The following is a 21198-nucleotide window of genomic DNA, read 5'->3' on the forward strand; positions in this document are numbered from 1 at the left end:
TCCTCAGGCAAGGTCGAGTGTATTTTTCAGGGCAGCGGCGAAACGTTCGATCTGTTCAATGGAATGATCGGGCGTCACGGTGACGCGAAAACGCTCCTGTCCGCGCGGTACGGAGGGATAATTAATAGGCTGCACATAAATCTTGAACTGCTTAAGCAGTTGGTCGGAGACGGCTTTAATTCTGGCCAGACCGGGGATAATAATCGGCAAGATATGGCTCTCGGCATCGATAAAATCGATGTTTTGCCGACGTAACGCGCCTTTCAGATGACGCACGTTCTGGAAGAGCCTGTTGCGACGTTCTGGACTGGCGACAACTTGATTAATACTGGTCAACGTCGCGTGCAATAAGGCTGGCGGTAACGAGGTAGTGAAAATAAAGCCCGGTGCCAGACTGCGGATGCAGTCAACCGCATCACGATCGCCGACGATAAAGCCTCCCGAGGTGCCAATCGCCTTGCCAAATCCGCCCTGAATAAAGTCAACGTCGCGGACGTGCAATGCTTCGACCAGGCCTAATCCCCGTTCCCCTAATACGCCGAAGGAGTGGGTTTCATCAATAAAGGTCAAGGCGTTGTATTTCTTGGCTAGACGGACTATTTCTTCAACCGGTGCCAGATCGCCATCCATCGAATAAATAGACTCAAACACAATGATTTTAGGACGTTCAAAGGGTTCCAGAGAAAGCCCTATTTCCAGATGCTTCAAGTCGTTGTGTTTGAATATATACTTCTCGACCTTGCTCTTTTTAAGCCCCTCAATAATAGAGCGATGATTTAACTCGTCGGAATAAACTTTAATGTTATCAAACAGCCCAATCAATACGCTCAGACTTTCTGTATTCGCCAGGTAGCCATTATTAAATACCAGCGCACTTTCACGCTGATAAAGATCGGCTAATCTCTTTTCTAACGCCACGTGGGCGGTGGTATTTCCCGAGATGTTTCTTGAGCCACCGGAGCCCGCGCCAAATCGGCTAATTGACGCCTTAAAATCATCGATAACCTGCTGGTTTTGCCCCATCCCCAGATAGTCATTACTGCACCAGACCTCAATCTTTTCATTCTGGTAATCTGCAAGAGGGAAATGGCCTGCGCTACGCGAAAACTCGAGAAAATGACGATAGGCTTCCGTTGATTTCAAATGCTGTAACGTATGAAAAAAAGTATCATTATAAATATCTTTACTCTCTACCTCTATTATCGACATGACTCACCTCTGTTATAAGAAACACCCGTTAATAAAGAACGTCATTTACCCTCGAAGATAACCACTAAGCCAAATTTTCTTAAATAGTTTTAATTGATAAACATTGTTGATTATGACAATACATAATATTTGAAGAAGAAATTAATTAATTTTAGACAAGCGGAAATAGCGCAATATAAATTGCGCTATTTAATCTCCTTAATGATAAATTTATTCGATACTGACTATCGCCTTGCCGATATTCCCCCCTTTTAACATCGAAAGAAATGCCTCGACGATATGATCAAAGCCATAGGTCACCGTATCCTGCGGCACGACTCTGCCACTTTGAATATGAGGAATAATAAATTCCTCCAGCTCTTCCTGTAGATGCTTATAGTCACGCACCAGAAAACCCTGCAACGTTAAGCTTTTGCCAACGACATCGAACAGGTTATAGGGGGCGGACGGTGGCGTTAAGGCACTGTATTGCGCGACCGCACCTATCAGCGCTGCACGCCCGTAATCTTTGAAGGCGGCGATAGCGGCCTCAAGCTGCTCACCGCCCACATTGTCCAGATACACGTCGATACCTTCGGGGATGATGTCACGCAACTGTGCGCTTACCTTGCCGGACTGATAAACAAAGGCGTCGGTATATCCGAGCCTGTCGGTCAGAGTCCTGGATTTTTCTGCATTACGCGTGCTGCCAACGATGCGCTTAGCCCCCAGCAGCGCGGCAAACTGGGCGGCTGCCGACCCCACGCCGCCTGCCGCCGAAGAGATATACACTGACTCGCCGGGCTGCAAACGGGCAATTTTGGTCAAGGCTACCCAGGCGGTCAGTCCCGTTCCCCCCAATACGCTCAGCCACGCCCGCAAAGGCACACCCGCGACCGGCGCCAGAACCCGCACTTCGTCTGCCTCAACCTGGGCGAAGGTGCGCCATCCTTTGCGGTGAAAGACCCAGTCGCCCGGCTGCAATGCCGGCGTATTAGAGCGGATTACCCGTCCAATCGTTCGCCCCTCTAATGGTTCGTTCAGCTCCCAGTCGCCGTCCATGCATTCGCGCATGTAAGGGTCGACTGAGAAATGGACATTCTCGACCCATGCGGCCCGTTCTCCCAAGGGTTCCAGCGGCCGTTGAACAAATTGAAAATGCTCGGCAAGGGGCTCTCCGTGGGGCCTGGAAACCTGATGAACAAAGATATTGTGCTGTTTTTTTACGTTATCACGACTCACATTCACTACCCTGTAGAATTATTAACCTGAAGGCTAAATGTAGTATTGGATTGATGAGGCGTTAAATGCCGATTAAGCAATTATTCTTAAGTTATTAGCATAAGCCTGATGTTGTCAGGGTCTTTGGCCCAATAATGAACTTTGGTCCTACCAATCATCTCAAATAGTCGATCCTGCTCGCAGATGACGCATCCTGTTGCCCGCCCTTCTTGCCACACTTCAACAATTCATTAACTATTTGAACCACAGAGCGCCACATAGCGCATTTTGGTCGGACCAAAATAAATACCGGCCTGAGAAATGAGAGACTACGATGCCCGCATCCTCCCCCCGCGTCGCCGACAGTCTGGTCGGCCGCTTGAAAGCCTTTATTGACCAGCAGCAGCTCGAGGGCGGCATGCGTCTGCCCGCCGAGCGTCATCTGGCCGCCGAGCTTGGTGTGTCACGCTCATCGCTGCGCGAGGCTATCCAGAAACTGATAGCCGCAGGCCTGCTGGTCAGCCGTCGGGGAGGGGGCACCTATTTACGCGAGTGGCAGGAGCCCTGGGCCGGATCCCGTATCGTCGCCCCGCTGCGCGAGCTCGTGATACGGGATCCGGACTATCGCTACGATATTCTTGAGGCACGGCACTCCATCGAGGCCAGCACCGCCTGGTACGCCGCCCTGCGCGCTACGGAGGCCGACAAGGAACAGTTGCAGTACGCCTTCGATGCCACGCTGATGCTCAACGAAAGCGAAAATCCTGACCTCGCAGCGCAGGCCGACGTGCGTTTTCACCTCGCCATCGCGGCCGCCTCGCACAACGTCGTGCTGCTGCAAACCATGCGCGGATTCTTTGAGCTGCTGCAATCTTCGGTGATGCAAAGCCGTCAGCGCATGTACAGCCAACAGACGATTTTCGCCAAACTCACCGAACAGCACCGCACACTGCTGAACGCCATTCTGCAAGGCGACGCCGAACAGGCGCGGCTGGCGGCAATGGAGCACATCGGTTTCGTTCACTCGACCATTAAAACGCAACACGAAGATGAAGCCAGACAGGCCCGCATCACGCGCCTGCCCGGACAGGAATAACCAGGAACTCAGGAGAATCACCCATGATTATTTCAGCCTCCAGCGACTATCGCCCTGCGGCAGAGCGCATACTGCCTCCGTTTTTGTTTCACTATATTGACGGCGGCTCCTATACCGAGACGACGTTAAAACGCAACGTCGAAGACCTGTCGCAGATAGCGCTACGCCAGCGCGTGCTGAAAAACATGTCAGCACTGAATCTTGAAACCAAATTGTTCAATGAGACGCTGTCGATGCCGGTGGCGCTGGGCCCGGTGGGCCTGTGCGGCATGTATGCCCGACGTGGCGAAGTGCAGGCGGCGCGAGCGGCGGCGCGCAAGGGTATTCCGTTTACGCTCTCGACCGTGTCGGTTTGCCCTATCGAAGAGGTGACACCGGCTATTGACCGCCCGATGTGGTTCCAGCTTTATGTGCTGCGCGACCGTGGGTTTATGCGCAATGCGCTTGAGCGAGCCAAAGCAGCGGGCTGCTCGACGCTGGTATTTACCGTTGATATGCCTACGCCGGGCGCGCGATACCGTGATGCCCATTCTGGCATGAGCGGCCCCAATGCGGCGATGCGCCGCTACTGGCAGGCCTGCACGCATCCGCAGTGGGCGTGGGACGTGGGCATCAATGGCCGCCCGCACGATCTCGGCAATATCTCGGCCTATCGCGGCTCGCCCACCGGATTAGAGGACTACATCGGCTGGCTGGCCAATAACTTTGACCCCTCCATTTCGTGGAAAGACCTCGAGTGGATCAGGGAGTTTTGGGACGGCCCGATGGTTATCAAAGGCATTCTTGACGCCGAAGACGCCCGCGACGCCGTGCGTTTCGGGGCGGACGGCATTGTGGTCTCCAACCACGGCGGTCGTCAGCTCGACGGCGTGCCTTCCACCGCCCGCGCCTTGCCGGCCATCGCCGAGGCAGTCAAAGGTGATATTACTATTTTGGCAGACGGCGGCGTGCGCAACGGGCTGGACGTGGTGCGCATGATTGCGTTGGGTGCCGACACCGTGCTGCTCGGTCGCGCGTACCTTTATGCCCTCGCCACCCACGGCGAACGCGGCGTCGAGGCGCTGTTAACGCTTATCGAAAAGGAGATGAAGGTCGCCATGACGCTGACCGGCGCAAAAACCATTGCCGAAATCACCTCGGACATGTTGGTGCGGGAAGGCGTCATTCGCTAACAACGAGCGGGAATTTAAGCAAATATTGCCGGGGATCGCGGCGGGGGGAGAAAGTTTAGTCGAATCTGGTAACATTTTTTGACTTTAGCATTGTCGGCTAACGTTTATGTGATACGTGTCAGATATGTTATAAAGATGTAGCAAAGCGCAGATTACTGTTGTCACCGTGTGAGAAGTGGCGTTAACCTGCCTAACTTGACGTAGTCCCCCCCTTTTATCAAATAAAGAGAAAGGTAATATGCACCAACTAGACAAGAAAATTCCCGCTACGCTGATTCCTGGCGATGGCATTGGGCCGGAAGTCGTTGAAGCCACCGTCAGGGTCCTGGATGCGCTAGGGCAACCGTTCGAATGGGATGTGCAACAGGCTGGCGTAGCTGGCGTCGAAGCTGAAGGGGATCCGCTGCCGGCGAAAACCCTGGCCAGTATCCGCGAACGTCGCCTGGCCCTTAAAGGTCCACTGGCAACGCCAATCGGTGGCGGCTTCCGCTCCTCAAACGTGCGTCTGCGCGAAGAGTTCGAGCTGTTTGCCAACGTGCGTCCTGCGAGCACCCTGATCCCGGGTCGTTTCGAAGATATCGATCTGGTGCTGTTCCGCGAAAACCTGGGGGGGTTCTACGTCTCTCACGAATATTACATTCCCATCGGTGACGACCCTAAAGCGGCAGCAGTTTCTACCGGCGTAAACACCAAAGAAGGCAGCAAACGCATTGCACGTTATGCCTTTGAATACGCGGTGAAAAACGGCCGTAAAAAAATCACCGTAGTGCACAAGGCTAACATCCTGAAAGCCCTGACCGGTATCTTCCTGGATGCCGTGCGTGAAGTGGCCAAAGAATACGAAGGCCGCGTTGAGCTGGACGACATGATTGTCGACGCCTGTGCGATGCAGCTGGTGATGAACCCATGGCGTTTCGACGTGCTGCTGTGTACCAACCTGTTTGGTGACATTCTTTCTGACCAAATCGCCGGTCTGGTCGGCGGTCTGGGTATGGCACCGGGTGCCAATATCGGTAAAGATGCCGCTATTTTCGAAGCCGTTCACGGCACAGCACCGGACATCGCGGGTAAAGGCCTTGCCAACCCGATCTCCCTGCTGCTGGCAGCTGGCATGATGCTGGATCACGTAGGCCTGCAGGACTCTGCAACCAAACTGCGTGCAGCAATCTATGCCACCCTGAACGAAGACAATATTCGCACCGGCGACCTGAAAGGCACTGCCACCACCCGCGAATTTACTGATGCGATTATCCGTCGTCTCGAGAAGTAATTTCCCGCCGTTCGGATAAAGCCAAGACAACGCCCCTGCCAACCGCAGGGGCGTTTTTCTATCCCGCCTTTCACTGAGTGCGCGAGGCGCTGCGCTGTGAGGAATAAAAAACGGCACTGATAGCTCAATGCCGTTTTAGAGGCGTGGTCGGTTAGGCCGATAACGAAGACATATCGATCACGAAGCGGTAACGCACGTCAGATTTCTCCATCCGTTCAAACGCGTGGTTGATCTCGTCGATGTTAATCACTTCGCACTCCGGCAGAATATTTTTTCTGCCGCAGAAATCGAGCAGCTCCTGCGTTTCCGCAATTCCACCAATCAGCGACCCGGCCAGACGGCGGCGACCAAACACTAATGGCATGGTCGGCTGTTCGTCGATTGGGCCAATCTGCCCCACCATCACCATCGTACCGTCAACGTCCAGCAGCGGCATATAGACAGAAACATCGTGCTGTACCGGAATGGTGTCGATGATGAAATCAAAGCGGCTCTGCGCTTTTTCCATCGCGCTGGCGTCGGTTGAAATCAGATAATCGTCAGCACCCAGCTCTTTAGCATCTGCGGCTTTGGCGGCAGAACGGCCAATCACCGTGACCGTCGCCCCCAGCCCTGCGGCGAGCTTAACGGCCATGTGACCGAGTCCGCCCAGACCGACCACCGCCACGCGGCTCTGTGGACCTACGCCCCAGGTGCGCAGCGGCGAATAAGTGGTGATACCGGCGCACAGCAAAGGCGCAACGCGGGAGTAGTCCAGTGTCTCGGGAACGCGCAGGATGAACTCCTCTCGCACCACCAGATGCTTCGAATAACCGCCCTGCGTAACCTCTTGGGTCAGACGATCCTGACCTGCATAAGTCGGCGTCATACCTTCGCGGCAGTACTGCTCTTCGCCGTGACGACACTGGTCACACTCCTGACAGGAGTCGACCATACAGCCGACAGCGACCACGTCACCGGCTTTGGTATTTTTTACCGCGCTCCCGACGGCGGTCACGCGCCCCACAATCTCGTGGCCCGGCACCATCGGGAAGAGTCCAAATCCCCAGTCGTTGCGCGCCTGATGCAAATCCGAGTGGCAAACGCCACAGTAGAGAACTTCCATCGCCACGTCGTTATCGCGTAATTCACGACGTTCGAATGAAAAGGGTGCCAGCTTGTCGCCGGCTTTGAGTGCAGCGTAGCCTTTCGTCAGCATTTACATTACCTTCAGTTTGAGTAGTTAACGTGTTCTGCGGCCTTCGACCGGATAACCTGGATCAGTATAGCCGTGGGTCGAGGCATGGCCCGGCGCAACTAAAGAATTGATGAAATCTTCATCTTCCTGGGTGATGGAAACGTCCAGACTCTGCATGTAGCTGTCCCAGTGAGCTTCGGTGCGGGGTCCCACGATAGCAGAAGAAATATTCTGATTATTCAATACCCAAGCGATAGCGAAGGCAATTGAGTTAGTGCCGCGTTCGGCGGCGTAAGCGGCAATCTTCTCGGCAATCGAAATAGATTCTTCACGCCATTCAGTCTGTTTGATGCGCATGTCACCGCGTCCTGCACGGCTGTCTGTCGGCGGGGCGGTCTTGGCATTATATTTGCCGGTCAATACGCCGCGTGCCAGCGGACTATAGGGCACCACGCCCAGTCCGTAATGCGCAGCAGAAGGGATCTGCTCAACCTCTGATTTACGGTCAACGATGTTATACAGCGGCTCACTGACCACCGGACGCTCTATCCCGAGCTGGTCGGCGATGCGACACATCTCGGCAATGCGCCAGCCAGAGAAGTTAGACACGCCGTAGTAGCGGATTTTACCCTGATTGATCAGTTCGCCCATCGCGCGAACGCTCTCTTCTAGCGGCAGGTCAAGCAGCGCACGGTGAAAATAAAGAATATCAAGGTAGTCAGTATCGAGGCGCTTCAGGCTGCCTTCGACCGTCTGGCGGATCCACTTTCTTGACTGCCCTACCTGATTTGGCCCCCCGGCAAACGGGAAGCCGAACTTGGTCGCGATAACCCAGTCATCACGGTTCGCCGCCACGGCCTTGCCGACCACTTCTTCGGATTTACCCGCGTGATAAACGTCGGCAGTATCGATAAAGTTTATCCCCTGCTCACCGGCTTTCGCGATGATACGTTTAGACGTTTCTAAATCAGTTTCACCACCAAACATCATGGCTCCCAGGCAAAGCGGGGAAACTTTCAGTCCGCTGCGGCCTAAATTCTTGTAGTTCATATTGACTCCGTTTATCGGTTTGACTTTCAACATCAGCCTGCGCCGGGCGTGTGTCATCAACGCTCAGCGCTGGCGTCGTCAGCTTTTTTTTAATAGTGGCATCCGTGGATTGATTGATAAATAGCTATTCTTGAATAGATTTATGAGCAAAATTCACTAATGGCGCATCATAAAAAGGAGGCGGGCCGGGAAAGAAATAAATAATCTCACGACCTCCCCTCAACGTCGTAAGGAATCGGGTATTTATTAAACGAAACTTATATATTGGCGATTATCAGGACTCTGCTTCGAGATTAATTACCTGACTTCAATGAAATGCTTTAATTGAACCTTAAAAAAACATTAAGAGAATGGTTAATTAAATTACCGTTATTTTTCGATAGCGTGGTTTTAACGGGATTTTTAGCGTTAATCATCCCCCTCTCCCGCCGGTGTTTTTCTCCGCAGGCTGCACCAAGGCTAGGATCCCCATGTGAATCAACGAGACTCCCTCCCCGCGACACGAGGCAGCGGATTTTTATTATTTTGCACCGGGAAATTCAAAGGAAATAATTTGATACAACTGGAAATGAAATAAAGATTTTTTACTTTTTATTTTTGGTCAGATCTTCCAACTAAATAACGATAGTGATATTAATAATAATTATCATTTAATGAATCATTTACGGTTCGGAGTTGCCCCAGTGTTAGCAACCTTTGTTATCGCGTTGCGTGAAGGACTTGAAGCTGCGCTGATCGTCAGTATCATCGCGGCCTTTCTAAGAAAAAATGGCAAAAGCCTGTCTGCAATGTGGGCAGGTGTGGCGTTGGCCGTCCTGCTTTCTATTATTGTCGGCGTCGGTCTGGACTTGACCGAGCGCGCCCTGCCGCAGGCAAGCCAGGAGTTTATGGAGTCCATCATCGGGCTGGTAGCGGTGTTCTTCGTGACCGGCATGGTAATGTGGATGAATACCAACGCCAAAAACATCAAGAAAGAGCTCGAGACCGAAGCGGCGCAAGCCATCAGTCAGTCTAGCGCATTCGCCCTTGCCAGCATGGCATTTCTGGCGGTACTCAAAGAAGGCTTCGAAACCAGCGTATTCCTGCTTGCCACCTTCTCCGTGGCTCAGTCAGCCATGTGGGCGGCGATAGGGGCAGTTGTCGGGCTCATTATGGCCGTGGTTATCGGCTGGGGACTCTATGTTGGCGGTATCCGCATCAATCTTGCGCGTTTCTTCCGCTTCACCGGCATGTTCCTGATTCTGGTTGCCGCAGGCCTTATCATCTCCTCTCTGCGCAGCGCACACGAGGCTGGCTGGCTAAACGTCGGTCAGGCGCGTTTCGTCGACCTCACCTGGCTTGTTCCTCCCGGCACCGTGCGCTCTGCGCTGATTACCGGCGTGCTGGGTATGCCTGCCGATCCACGTCAGATAGAGATAGTCGGCTGGCTGCTTTACATCGTCCTGGTCGCTGTAGTGCTTTACTGGCCTGCCAAACTGCGTCCATCGCCAAAAGCAGCGACCCGTTCGCTGTTTGCCTCTGCGGGCACACTCGCCGCCGCCGCCGTCGCCCTGTTCTGCCTCTATCCGCAGCCTCAGTTGAACGTTCCTGATGCTGCCCCGCTGGTCAATAACGATGCCAGGCCGCTGGGTCAGGCAAGCCTCACCAACGCCGATGGTTCCGGCTATCAGCTGCGCGTCGCGCTGACCGGCGGCAAGGTCGTTCAGGCCGACCTAAAGAGTGCTGACCAAAAAACCGATTCCTACCAGGGTGTTGCGGTGAAGGAATGGAATACTCAGAACAGCACCTCACCCGACGGCGCACCCGCTATCGTGACGCTGGACCAGGTCATGGCCTTCAACGGCAATCGTATTCCTATCGGACTCAATCCCGGCCAGCATCCGGGGCCTTATAACGCTAAATGGACGGTCAACTGCAACCTGACCACCAGGGTCGCACAGGGCACCCTGCTCTCGTCTACCGCTCAGGGCGAGACGCTGGTGACGCTAACAGGCAGCGGCCTACAGTCTCCGCGCACCCTGACCGTTCGCCGCAGTCAACTTGATACCGGCTGCGGCTGGCAGGTCAGCGCCGCGTACCAGCAGGACCTGATGACCCAATTGAAGGCCCAACAGTTGTCACTTCAGAGCTACGTTTTCTGGGCGCACATGCTGCCGGCCTTTTTAGCGGCGCTGGCCATCATTTTCCTGGTGATTGCCCAACGAAGCCTCAAGCGCCTTCGCCAGGCTCATGCTTTGCCGCAACAACAGATGTACCAGAAAAAACAGGGTCTCCAATAGCAGAACCTCTAGATCGACCTAACTCGTACTACCTTGCTGATAACAATAAAGGACAGCGTTATGTTTAAAAAAACTTTTAAGAGAAAAGAAGCTCTGACCACAGCCGGATGTCTGACTGCACTGCTGATGTTCTCTGTTGATGCTTACTCTCAGGATGCAGCACCTGCACCGGTTAAAAACGGAGCCGCACAGGTCAATATTACGATGACCAGCGCCGACGGCGGCTCATGCGTTATCGACCACAACACGGCAAAAGCAGGCCCAATCACCTTTAACGTGATTAACAAAACCGCGACCTCGCTGACCGAAATCGAACTGCTGAGCGACAACCGTATTCTGGGTGAAAAAGAGAATCTGGCTCCGGGCCTGCCGGCATCCAAATTCACCCTGACGCTGGACGGCGGCACCTATCAGCTGTATTGCCCGGGTGCAAAACAGGAACTGATCAACTTCACCGTCACCGGTAAGAGCGCCGCACAGCCGGTAGGCAGCGCAGGTACCCTGCTGGCCGACGGCACGAAAGGCTACTCCACCTACGTTAACGGCGTGGTCGATGCCATGGTCGTCGCGGTCGATCGTCTGAAAACCGACATCGACGCGGGTAATCTGACCAAAGCCAAAGAAGACTATGCAAAAGCGCGTCCTTTCTACGAGCGTATCGAATCTGACGTCAGCGGCTTCGTGCTGCCGGGCTTCAAGGCCACGGACAACGCGGGCAACCTCGATTACCTGATTGACATGCGCGCCTCCAACCTTGACCCTAAAGTGGGCTGGCACGGCTTCCACGCTATCGAACGCGATCTGTTCGGTAACGGGAAAATAACCCCAGAAACTAAACAGCTGGCCGCAGAATTGCAGAAAAACGTTCAGCAGCTCGACAAGCTGACCAAAGCATTAACCTATAAACCAGAAGATCTGGCAAACGGCGCAGCGGACCTGCTGGAAGAAGTGCAGAGCACTAAAATCAGCGGTGAAGAAGAAGCCTTCAGCCACATCGACCTGGTAGACTTTGCAGGCAACGTGGAAGGCGCACAGCAGTCCTTCGCTTACCTGCAACCGGGCCTCGAGAAGATCGATCCAGACTTGACCAAACGCGTTGCCGAGCAGTTTGATGCGGTTAACAAGCTTCTGGACACTTACCGTGACCCTAAAGTCCCAGGCGGCTTCAAATACTACACCGCCGAAATCAAAGCGGCTGACGGCGCCAAGCTGAGCCGTAGCGTTCAGGCGCTGCAAGAGCCGTTGTCTAAAATCGCTGAGAAAGTGGCCACCAGCGGAGGCAAATGATTAATGAGCAGTAAACAACATCCGGCCAGGGAGGCCGGAGTATTTTCACGTCGAAATTTATTAAAAGGAGCGGTGGCCAGCGCGCTGGCTATTCCGATGGTCGGGTCTGCACACAATAAAACCGTGGCGGACAACGACCCTGAAGATAAGGTGGATTTGTCGCAGGAACATGCGTTTTACGGTACTGCGGAGCAGGCGGGCATCGCCACGCCACCGCAGCGCTATATCATGTATATGACCTTCGATATGACTTCCACCAACCCGCGCGATTTGCAGGTGTTGCTGGCCCGCTGGTCTTCGGCAATTGCCCAGCTGATGAAGGGTGAAACCCTCGGTCAGGTTGAACCGATTCGCGACAGCGGCGTGGGCGCAGACACCGGCGAAGCGCTGGATCTCGGTCCGGCCTCGCTGACCGTCACCGTTGGCCTCGGTCCGCGTATTTTCACCGACGCCTTCGGTCTCGCGAAATACAAACCGGCGCTAATGCGTGAGCTGGTGCAGCTGCCAAGCGACAACCTGAAAGCAGAATTGACCGGTGGCGACCTGTCTTTGCAGGCCTGTGCCGACGATCCGCAGGTGGCTTATCACGCGATCCGCAACCTGGCGCGTATCGCAAAAGACACCGGCGCAGCGGAAACGCGCTGGTCAGTGTTGGGATTCGGACGCGCATCGGCGGGCAAAGGGCAATCGACGCCGCGTAACCTGTTCGGCTTTAAAGACGGCACGCGCAACATCACCGAAAAAGACGATATCGACAAGTTTGTCTGGATTGACGATGGCGGCCCGGCCTGGCAACAGCGCGGCAGCTATCAGGTGGTGCGCAAGATCATGATGCGCATGGAAAACTGGGATACCGACCGTGTTAGCGATCAGAATAATATCTTTGGTCGACACAAGGTTTCTGGGGCTCCGCTAAGCGGAACCAAGGAATTCGATACTCCAGATTTCACCAAAAAAGACGAGTCGGGTAATTTAGTCATTCCGGCTACGGCGCACATCAGTCTGGCTGCTCATGAGAATAATAACGGAATACGTATTCTGCGACGCTCATACAACTTTACTGACGGATTAAACAATGAAGGCATGCTGAGTGCAGGCTTACTGTTTATCAGCTATCAGAAAGATCCGGCGCACTTTGAAACGCTACAGGCCAAGCTTGGCGCATCTGACGCCATGAACGAATATATTTCTCATGTTGGTTCTGGAATATTTTTTGTCCCTCCTGCCCCGAAGGAAGGATCTTATATCGGTGCCGAGATGTTCGAGGCATAAATAATAATAAGCCTGTGACAATGACACAAAGTCGGCAATTGCCGGCTTTTTGTTTTTCTGGCGCGCGGATTGCATAGATCTGTGGCTTTCTTCAGCCGCCACAGGAATACGCCATGTCAGATGTTTTAACTCCGCGTCACGCGTTAACACTTCGCCCCGAGCAACCGTGGTTTGTGCTCAGCGCCGAGCAGCATTATTCGGTGATAGCCTCTGAGCATCCGGCGATTTCTCATTTCTACAGCTTCAACGTTGCACAGACGGCCAGTCAGACCATGGCGGTCCCGGACGGTTGTGTTGATATCCTCTTCGACTGCAATGCGTCTTCGCCGACCGGACGCGTCTGCGGCACGACGCTTGAGGCGCGCAGCGCAGAGCTGATAAGCGGCCATCACTATTTCGGCGTGCGTTTCGTCCCCGGCGTTATCCCGGATTTTCTCGATCTGATGGCGGAAGAAATCACTGACAGAGAGTTCAGCTTCCTCGACGTGATTCCCGGTTCGCGCCTCGCGCTCGAACAAATCGTTGAAACGCCGCTGTTCTCACGGAAAATCGAACTGTTTAACCGTAACTTTACGCCGCGACTGCTGCGTAAATCTTCCGCCAGCACGCCGGGGGTTATTCAGGCCATCCACCAGCAGCGCGGCAATATCAGGATGGAGCAGCTCGAGGCGTTGACCGGATACTCCTGCCGCACGCTCCAGCGCCAGTTCCGCCAGGACACCGGCATGTCACCGAAGGCCTTCAGCCGCATTATTCGCTGCCAGTCGGCCCTGAATACCCTGCATCAGCACGGCAGCATGACCTCGTCCGACCTGGCGTTCGACCTCGGCTTTAGCGATCAGTCGCACTTCCTGCGCGAATTCAAGAAACTGGTAAGTACGACGCCGCTGGACTATCAGCGACGCATCGCGCAGGAAATTTATGATGAGCGCATCCGCTATAACTAAAAGTAGGCCTCAGGCTGACCCCAGAGGGGGCAGCCTGAGCAAAGAGTGTCAGTGTAGGGTGCAGAAATTCAGAAACGTTCAAAACGATAAGGCGCAGGGTTAATGATGGGTGGAATCGCACAGAGCAGGTCAGCTGCCAGCTGCCCCGCTGCCGGCGAGGTGCCAAAACCGTGTCCCGAGAAGCCGGTCGCCACGGTCAAACCGGGCAGCGCGCTCACCGGCCCGATGACCGGATTCGAGTCCGGCGTCACGTCTATCGTGCCCGCCCACGCCTGCTCAATTTCTGCTTTTTCAAACGCTGGCCATGCGGCCATCAGGTTATTCATCGCCTCGCGGTTCAATGCCGGGTTAGCCGGCGGGTCGAGAGTGCGAACCTGCTCGAACGGCGAAGGCCGCGACAGGGGCCAACGGCGCGGCAGCGCCAAATCCTTTACGAATACCTTGCCCAGCGAGATGCGCAAAAAGTCACGCTGCGTTTTAAGCTGCGGCAGGTAACGATGCCCTAATAACAGATGATCCAGCGTCAGGCAGGCGTCGAGCGCGCCGCGCTGGGTGATGATAAACCCGCCGTCCTTGTGCTGGCGAAAAGAGAAATCAGGGCCGCCGATGGCAATATCCGTTGGCCCTTGCATCGGTTTTGTCTGCAGCACGGTGCAAATTAGCGGCAGCGTGGGCAGCGAAATGCCGTGGTTGCCGAGCAGACGCCTCGACCACAACCCGCCCGCCAGCAACGCCTGCTCACAGCGGATTTCACCGCGTTCGGTGACCACCCCGCTGACTCTGCCCGCAGAGGTCGCAAGCCCCCGCACCGCGCAATTCTCAACGATGACAGCCCCCTTGGCTAGCGCGGCTCTGGCGATAGCGCTGGCCGCGAGCGTCGGCTCTGCCCGTCCGTCCGAAGGCGTATACAGGCCACCGGCCCAGTGCCCTCGCCCGCCCGGTACCAGATTGGCAATCTCCCGCGCGCTCAGTAATCTTGAGTCGAGGGAGAGATGCGCCACCGACTTCAGCCATCCCTCGTGCATCGCCCTCTGCGCCTGCGTCCGCGCCAGAAACATGATTCCCGCCTGACGGTAGCCTACGTCGCTGCCCACCCGCGCGGACATATCGGCCCACAGCCGGTCTGCCGCCTGCGCCAAAGGAATATCCTCAGCGTGGCGGCTGGTTTTGCGCACCCAGCCCAGATTACGCGACGACTGTTCGCCCGCGATGCGCCCCTTCTCAAGCACCACCACGGGAATGTTGCGCTCGGCCAGCGTTAACGCCGCCGTCAGGCCGACAATACCGCCTCCGATAATCACCACCCCGGTGGCGGAGGGAAACTTCGGCGACGTTTGCACCGGACTTATTTCAGGAACCATAGCTTACCCTCTTGCGGGATAGTTGTTGCTGACGGCAGCGAGCCATCGGCATGATTAAAGCGAGACGGTTATCGCTTCTACCTCGGCACGCGAGGCGCCGCGATAGGCGGTCACCTCAATCTCCACCTTATAAACGGTTGAACCGAGGGGCGGACAGGTCACGGTGCTGGCCGGATTAATGCCGCGAAACTTCTGACCAATAAGCGGCATCACCACCGCGACGTCCTCAGGGTTCTGAATAAACACCCGCGAGCAAATAACATCGGCCAACGTGGCGTCAGCGGCGGCCAGAGCCGTCTCAATGTTGGCGAACACCTGTAGCGTTTGTTCGGTAACGTCGTGCGGAATTTCTTTGGTCTGTGGGTTGCGTCCGGCGGTATTCGAGACATAAATCCAGTTATCTACCGCCACCAGGCGTGAATAACTGGCCTGTTCTTCAAAGGCCGAGCCGGTTTTTACTTTTACAATGCGCGTCATGATGTTGTTCCCGATAGTTTGAATGGACAAGAAAAAGGCACAGCCTTAGCTCAGCACCGGGGTTTCCCACAGGTTGAGTTTTACGCCGATATCGTTTTTGACTGCGTTGCGATAAATCACCGTGCCCCAAGCCACGTCTTCTACCGGCATGCCGCCGACCGACATGATAATAATTTCCTCGTCATTTCGGCGGCCCGGGGCATCACCTGCGATGATTTTTCCGATGTCCTCCACCTCGTCTTCGGTGATTTTGCCCTCGGCTATCATGTCCATAAAGCGCACGCCGATCACCGGAATGGTGTGGTGCGCCGGTTTTGGCACCTCTTCAAACCAGGCTTTATACAGGCCAGTGTTGTCGAGCACCTTGCGCACGTCGCGCTGCTCCATGCCTTCGTCGATGTTGCACAACGCAGGCATCGCCAGAAAGGTTCCCGGCTTGACCCATTCGCGCTTCACCAGAGGATAAGTCTCGGGGTTGCCAACCTCTCCCGAGCTGCAATAGGTCACAATGTCTGAATCACGCACCACCTCTTCAAGCGTATCGACCACCTGCACGCGGGTGATTTGCGGGAAGGTCTGGCTCACCCAGGTGATAAAGTTATCAAGGTTTTTTTGTCCACGACCTTTGATTTTGAGGGTGTCAATCCGCGGGCAAACGGCCATAAAGGCGGCAACGGTCGTTTTACCCATTACGCCAGGGCCGAGCAGACCAATCACCCGCGAGTCTTTACGCGCCAGATGACGCGCGCCAACGCCTGGGATAGCCCCGGTGCGGTAGGCCGACAGTAAATTCGCCGACATATGTGCCAACGGTGCACCGGTGTCGGCATCGTTGAGCGTAAACATCAGAATCGAGCGCGGCAGGCCCTTCTCCCTGTTGGCGATATTGGAGCCGTACCACTTGACCCCGGCGGTACAGAAATTGCCGCCAAGATAGGCAGGCATCGCCATCAGGCGACGGTCGGCCGTGGGTTTTGGCATGGCAGGAAACGGGGAGTTTTCGGGAAAGGTGACCATCGCACCGTGCGAGTCATTGTTAGACCCCGCCATGCGGTAGTCGCCCCGATAAAGCAGGCCAAACATCTCTTCCATGGTATCAACACAGGCGGGCATATCGGTGACACCGGCGCGGATCATGTCCTGCTCGGACAGATAGATAAAATCGATTCTCGTCGCTTCAGACATTTTTAATCCCTCTCTCAACCTAACGTTAATAAGTCATACGCTTTGCCGTTAAATCAAAGTTCTGCGGCAGAGGTAGTCATAAATAACGTGGTCGGCAGAGGGTGTATTGAATATTTGCGACATGCTGAATGATTTTAAAAAGCACCAAAATAGTGCCTGCGATGCACCCCGGGCCTGTCCGATTTTTTCTATCTCTGCCCGCATGGCTGATGAATGATGCTTATCGATGTATGACGAAAAGAACCCCCATTCTTTTAATTCGTTTTCACTGTTAAATAAGGCGCTGGCGATGAGCAACACTCATTCATTAAGAAAAAATACGTTGGGCTTATTTTCACTGGTATTTTTTGTCGTGGCGGCCGCTTCGCCGCTGACCGGCGTGGTTGGCGGTCTGCCGGTGGCGATATTCTCCGGTAACGGCGGCGGTATTCCGGTCATTTATATCCTGGCCTGCATAATTTTAATGGTCTTTTCGGTCGGCTTTATCACCATGAGCCGCTACGTAAAAAGCTCTGGCGCTTTTTACAGTTATATTTCTAAAGGGCTGGGAGAAAGCTGGGGTGGATCGGCATCAATTTTAGCGCTGATGGCCTATTTCTCGGTGCAATTAGCCGTGGTGGCCATGCTGGGGTTCTTTAGCCAACAGTTTATTGAGCAGCACGTCGGAGCGCATATTCCGTGGTGGGCATGCAGTATGCTGTTTACCCTGATAGCCTGGATGCTGGGGGTAAAAAGAGTCGAGGTCGGCGGTAAGCTGCTGGGAATATTAATGATTGCCGAAGTCGCTATCGTACTGCTGATGGACGTGATGATCCTGATAAAAAAAACCGGCCCGCTAAATTTGGGATCTTTCGAACCTGCCGTTTTTCTGCACGGCAATCTCGGTATCGCCTTCGTGTTCGCAATAGCCTCTTTCATCGGCTTTGAGTCAACGGCTATCTACGCCGAAGAGTGCCGCAACCCCGAGAAGACGGTTCCACGTGCCACCGTATGCGCCCTGCTGCTGATAACCGCCTTCTTCTGCTTTACCAGCTGGTCGTTGGTTCAAGCCTACGGCTTCGACAAGATTGTGGCCATCGCGGCGAAAGATCCGGGCAACTTCGTGTTTAATATTACCCGGCAGTACGTCGGCCAGTGGGCGGTTGATACCATGACCGTGCTGCTGATTACCAGCCTGTTCGCTGCCACCCTCGCCTTTCACAACAATATTTCGCGCTATATTTTCAATATCAGCCGCGACGGGCTTATCTGGAAAGAGCTGTGCAAGACCCATCCGACCAACGGCACGCCACACAACGCCAGCCACCTGCACAGCATGATTTTATTGCTGTTGCTGGCAGGCCTCGGCAGCACTCATGTCGACCCTATCCTGCACATCTTTGCCTTCGGTTCGGCGATTGCCACCCTGTGCATTCTGGTGTTGCAGATTGGGGTCTCGGCGGCGGTTATGCTGTTCTTCCGCCGCGAAGGGGCCAGTAATCTCGGTGCATGGAAAGTTTTTTGGGCTCCTCTGCTGTCGATGGCAGGCATGCTCATCACCGTGATTCTGGTGGTGAACAACCTGCAAATCCTCAGCGGAAGTGACTCCAAAGCGGTACAGCTGGTGCCGTGGTTAATCGCCGCCTGTGCCATTGCCGGGTACATGATGTCGATAAAACGCCGGGTGCGCGCCTGATTTAGACGTGTGCCTCACCGCGTATCCGACGCAGACGGCTCACGCTGATGATAATCGCCAGCAGCGTGGCGACCACCGAGATCCACAGACAAAGCCGGACGGCCTGCGCTTCCTCCATCACACGTCCGGCAGCGTCGAGCGAAGGCTGGGCATAGGCCGAGAGGACAACGCCGACAAACGCAGCGCCCAGACACTGGCCGAAGGTGCGCATAATAGCCAGTACACCCGAGGCATAACCGCTGTTTTCACGCGAGGCGTTAGCCAGCATTTCACGGTTATTCGGGCTTTGGAAACACCCAAATCCCAGGCCACACACCAGACTCCTCAGACCGATGTCCCACGGCTGCGCATGCTCAGGAAGCTGGGCCAGCAAGAACAGTCCCACGGCAAACAGACAGAGTCCGGCGGTGGAAATCACCGCTGGACTGAACTTGTCGGCGAGGCGCCCGGCACGCGGCGCGGCGAGCATGATGCCAATCGGCCACGGGGTAAAGAGCAGCGCCGAAACGAACGCGCTGTAGCCATACACGCTCTGGAACAGAAACGGCAGCGCCACGAAGGTCATCCCCTGACTGACAAAGGAGGTCATTGAGGTCAGCGCCGCGAGTGAAAAACGCGAAGACGCGAAGATCTGCAACGGCAGCAGCGGCTCGGCCGCCCGGCGCTGACGCCAGACGAACGCCATTCCGGCAATCACCGCCGTCAAGCCATACGCGGCGGCGGTGGTCAGCGTCTCACGGGAAAGCCCACCGTGGTCGGTATGGGAAAAAGCATTCGCCGCCATGATAAGCGACCCCAGCAGTACGGCTGACAGCACCCCACCGGCGAAATCGAACGGCGCTGACTGACTTTCCTGCACCCGTTGGGTCGGGATAGTACGCCATGAGAGCGCCAACGCCACCGCCCCGAACGGAATATTAATCGCAAACAGCCACTGCCAGCTCAGGGTCGACAGCAGCGTGCCACCGAGGATCGGTGCAATCGCGGTGCTGACGGCGATAAGTAACGCATTCAGCCCGAGTATTCGCCCCAGCAAACGGGTCGGGAACACCGAGCGGTGAATGGCCGGGCTGATACTCAGCGTCGCCGCGCCACCGACGCCTTGCAGGATGCGCATCACCACCAACATGTCGAGCGAGGTCGACATGGCGCATCCCAGCGAGGCAAGCGTAAATACGCACAGGCCAAGCGTAAACAGCGTGCGAAATCCCATGCGCTTGGCCAGTGCGGCAAATATCGCCAGCGTCATGGCGGCCGCCAAAAGATAGCCGTTGGCGACCCAGACGGCGTCGCCGGTTGAAACATTGAGCTCGCGGGCAATCTGCGGCAGCGCGACGTTGACCATCGAACCGTCAAACACGGCCATCGCGGTGCAGGTCATCACCGCTATCATCGCTAAACAGCGCTGGCGGCCCGGCAGTCCGTCGTCCCCGGGTTGGTCAGAAAATAATTCCATCTTGGAAAAACCTCTATTGATCTTTGCTGGTAGAGGGTAAAACTATATCCCGACGCCAGATAAGGCGGAAGACGCAACGTTTGCACTTTATACCTGCATGAAACGCCACATCAGAACGCATGCCTCAAGGACAACAACATGAGCGATCCTGATTTTAACCTATTGATAGCGCTCGACGTGCTGCTCGACGAAGGGAGCGTGGCGGGCGCGGCGCGACGTCTTTCGCTCAGCGCCTCGGCCATGAGCCGTACCCTGAGCCGCCTGCGCGAGGCAACGAGTGACCCGTTGTTGGTCCGCGCCGGGCGTAATATGGTACTGACTCCCTACGCAGAAGAGATTCGAGAACGCACCCAGCGCGCCGTCATTGAGGTGCGGGCCGTACTGCGTCCTTCAACGACGGAGCTGAACCTGGCGACGCTGGAACGCACCTTTACCCTGCGTTCCAACGAAGGTTTTGTCGAAGCCTTTGGCGCGCAACTGATTGCCGCCGCGGCCGCCGCTGCCCCGCTAGTGCGGCTGCGCTTTGCTGCCAAGCCGGAGAAAACCTCGAAGCATTTGCGCGAGGGGATGGTCGATCTCGAGATTGGGGTATTGGGTGAAATGGGGCCGGAGATTCGCATACAGGCGCTGTTCCACGACCGATTTGTCGGCGTGGTGCGTAAAGGGCATCCACTCGAGACGCAGGGAGAAATTACCCCCGAGCGTTATGCGGCTTGCAGCCACGTCGTCGCGTCTCGCCGCGGGCTGACCACCGGTCCGGTAGACGAGGCGCTGGCGGTTCTGGGGCTGGAACGTCGTATCGCCTCAGTGGTGCCAAGCTTTCCCGCTGCGCTCGCCGTCGCCCTGGCCTCAGATCTGGTGGCGCTGGTTCCGGCCTCATTTTTGAATAATCAGCGGGTGATGTTGAATCAGTCGGCACAACTCCAGCAGAGCGCGTATACGCCGCTGTATCAGTTTGAACTGCCGGTAAAAACGCAGGGAATTACGATTTCGCAGATTTGGCATCCACGCGCTGAGGCGGACCTCGCTCACCGCTGGCTGCGGCAGTTGGTGCTTGACGTCTGCCGTCCCAGAGGATGAGAAGG

Annotated in this window: 17 protein-coding genes; 9 read left to right on the forward strand and 8 right to left on the reverse strand. The window is 55.4% G+C overall.

Going from position 1 to position 21198, the window contains the following annotated elements:
- Positions 1 to 3: 3 nt before the first annotated feature.
- Together hemA and O1V65_RS09630 are read right to left on the reverse strand one after the other, a co-directional pair.
- Positions 4 to 1209: a 5-aminolevulinate synthase gene (gene hemA, locus O1V65_RS09625; RefSeq protein WP_165429603.1), complete on the reverse strand. Its 1206-nt coding sequence runs from the start codon at positions 1207 to 1209 to the stop codon at positions 4 to 6.
- A gap of 210 nt (positions 1210 to 1419) precedes the next feature.
- Entirely contained in the window at positions 1420 to 2430 is a 1011-nt protein-coding gene (locus tag O1V65_RS09630; protein WP_139802798.1) for an MDR family NADP-dependent oxidoreductase, read from the reverse strand.
- A gap of 313 nt (positions 2431 to 2743) precedes the next feature.
- On the opposite strand from O1V65_RS09630, the gene lldR reads away from it, so the two are divergent.
- From lldR to O1V65_RS09645, 3 genes are all read left to right on the forward strand, one after another.
- Positions 2744 to 3505 carry a transcriptional regulator LldR gene (gene lldR / locus O1V65_RS09635; protein ID WP_269130460.1) on the forward strand — a complete coding sequence of 254 codons (762 nt, stop codon included), beginning with the start codon at positions 2744 to 2746 and terminating at the stop codon, positions 3503 to 3505.
- Positions 3506 to 3528: 23 nt separating this feature from the next.
- Positions 3529 to 4677 (forward strand): FMN-dependent L-lactate dehydrogenase LldD, encoded by a 1149-nt coding sequence (gene lldD / locus O1V65_RS09640; RefSeq protein WP_017492861.1) that lies wholly within the window; start codon positions 3529 to 3531, stop codon positions 4675 to 4677.
- A gap of 238 nt (positions 4678 to 4915) precedes the next feature.
- On the forward strand, positions 4916 to 5947 hold the full coding sequence (locus O1V65_RS09645) for an isocitrate/isopropylmalate dehydrogenase family protein (protein WP_017492860.1): 1032 nt from the start codon (positions 4916 to 4918) through the stop codon (positions 5945 to 5947).
- Positions 5948 to 6098: 151 nt separating this feature from the next.
- On the opposite strand, the gene O1V65_RS09650 is transcribed toward O1V65_RS09645, so the two are convergent.
- Positions 6099 to 7145, reverse strand: coding sequence for an NAD(P)-dependent alcohol dehydrogenase (locus tag O1V65_RS09650; RefSeq protein WP_017492859.1), 1047 nt, complete (start codon positions 7143 to 7145; stop codon positions 6099 to 6101).
- Positions 7146 to 7169: 24 nt separating this feature from the next.
- Positions 7170 to 8174, reverse strand: coding sequence for an aldo/keto reductase (locus O1V65_RS09655; RefSeq protein ID WP_165429604.1), 1005 nt, complete (start codon positions 8172 to 8174; stop codon positions 7170 to 7172).
- Between the two features lie 683 nt (positions 8175 to 8857).
- On the opposite strand from O1V65_RS09655, the gene efeU reads away from it, so the two are divergent.
- The 4 genes from efeU to O1V65_RS09675 all read left to right on the forward strand — a co-directional run bounded on the left by efeU (position 8858) and on the right by O1V65_RS09675 (position 13959).
- Positions 8858 to 10453 carry an iron uptake transporter permease EfeU gene (efeU, locus tag O1V65_RS09660; protein WP_165429605.1) on the forward strand — a complete coding sequence of 532 codons (1596 nt, stop codon included), beginning with the start codon at positions 8858 to 8860 and terminating at the stop codon, positions 10451 to 10453.
- 60 nt (positions 10454 to 10513) lie between these two features.
- A complete protein-coding gene (gene efeO / locus O1V65_RS09665; protein ID WP_084912400.1) occupies positions 10514 to 11740 on the forward strand; it encodes an iron uptake system protein EfeO in 1227 nt (408 codons plus the stop codon).
- Positions 11741 to 11743: 3 nt separating this feature from the next.
- On the forward strand, positions 11744 to 13012 hold the full coding sequence (gene efeB, locus O1V65_RS09670) for an iron uptake transporter deferrochelatase/peroxidase subunit (protein WP_026110667.1): 1269 nt from the start codon (positions 11744 to 11746) through the stop codon (positions 13010 to 13012).
- 113 nt (positions 13013 to 13125) lie between these two features.
- Positions 13126 to 13959 (forward strand): helix-turn-helix domain-containing protein, encoded by an 834-nt coding sequence (locus O1V65_RS09675; RefSeq protein WP_084912399.1) that lies wholly within the window; start codon positions 13126 to 13128, stop codon positions 13957 to 13959.
- A gap of 68 nt (positions 13960 to 14027) precedes the next feature.
- On the opposite strand, the gene O1V65_RS09680 is transcribed toward O1V65_RS09675, so the two are convergent.
- Genes O1V65_RS09680 through O1V65_RS09690 form a run of 3 tightly spaced genes read right to left on the reverse strand, consistent with a single transcriptional unit; the run spans position 14028 to position 16982 of the window.
- The gene (locus tag O1V65_RS09680) at positions 14028 to 15320 is read right to left on the reverse strand and encodes an NAD(P)/FAD-dependent oxidoreductase (RefSeq protein WP_165429606.1); all 1293 of its coding nucleotides are present in this window, start codon (positions 15318 to 15320) and stop codon (positions 14028 to 14030) included.
- Between the two features lie 54 nt (positions 15321 to 15374).
- Complete coding sequence (locus tag O1V65_RS09685; protein WP_269130461.1) at positions 15375 to 15797, reverse strand: Rid family hydrolase; 423 nt, start codon at positions 15795 to 15797, stop codon at positions 15375 to 15377.
- A gap of 45 nt (positions 15798 to 15842) precedes the next feature.
- A complete protein-coding gene (locus O1V65_RS09690) occupies positions 15843 to 16982 on the reverse strand; it encodes an ornithine cyclodeaminase family protein (protein ID WP_017492851.1) in 1140 nt (379 codons plus the stop codon).
- A gap of 289 nt (positions 16983 to 17271) precedes the next feature.
- On the opposite strand from O1V65_RS09690, the gene O1V65_RS09695 reads away from it, so the two are divergent.
- The gene (locus O1V65_RS09695) at positions 17272 to 18657 is read left to right on the forward strand and encodes an APC family permease (RefSeq protein ID WP_165429607.1); all 1386 of its coding nucleotides are present in this window, start codon (positions 17272 to 17274) and stop codon (positions 18655 to 18657) included.
- A gap of 1 nt (position 18658) precedes the next feature.
- On the opposite strand, the gene O1V65_RS09700 is transcribed toward O1V65_RS09695, so the two are convergent.
- The gene (locus O1V65_RS09700; protein ID WP_017492849.1) at positions 18659 to 20113 is read right to left on the reverse strand and encodes an MFS transporter; all 1455 of its coding nucleotides are present in this window, start codon (positions 20111 to 20113) and stop codon (positions 18659 to 18661) included.
- A 138-nt stretch (positions 20114 to 20251) separates the two neighbouring features.
- Here O1V65_RS09700 and O1V65_RS09705 point away from each other — a divergent pair, with 138 nt between their 5' ends.
- On the forward strand, positions 20252 to 21193 hold the full coding sequence (locus O1V65_RS09705; RefSeq protein WP_165429608.1) for a LysR family transcriptional regulator: 942 nt from the start codon (positions 20252 to 20254) through the stop codon (positions 21191 to 21193).
- Positions 21194 to 21198: the final 5 nt, after the last annotated feature.

The sequence above is a fragment of the Rouxiella badensis genome, assembly GCF_026967515.2.
GTDB lineage: Bacteria > Pseudomonadota > Gammaproteobacteria > Enterobacterales > Enterobacteriaceae > Rouxiella > Rouxiella badensis.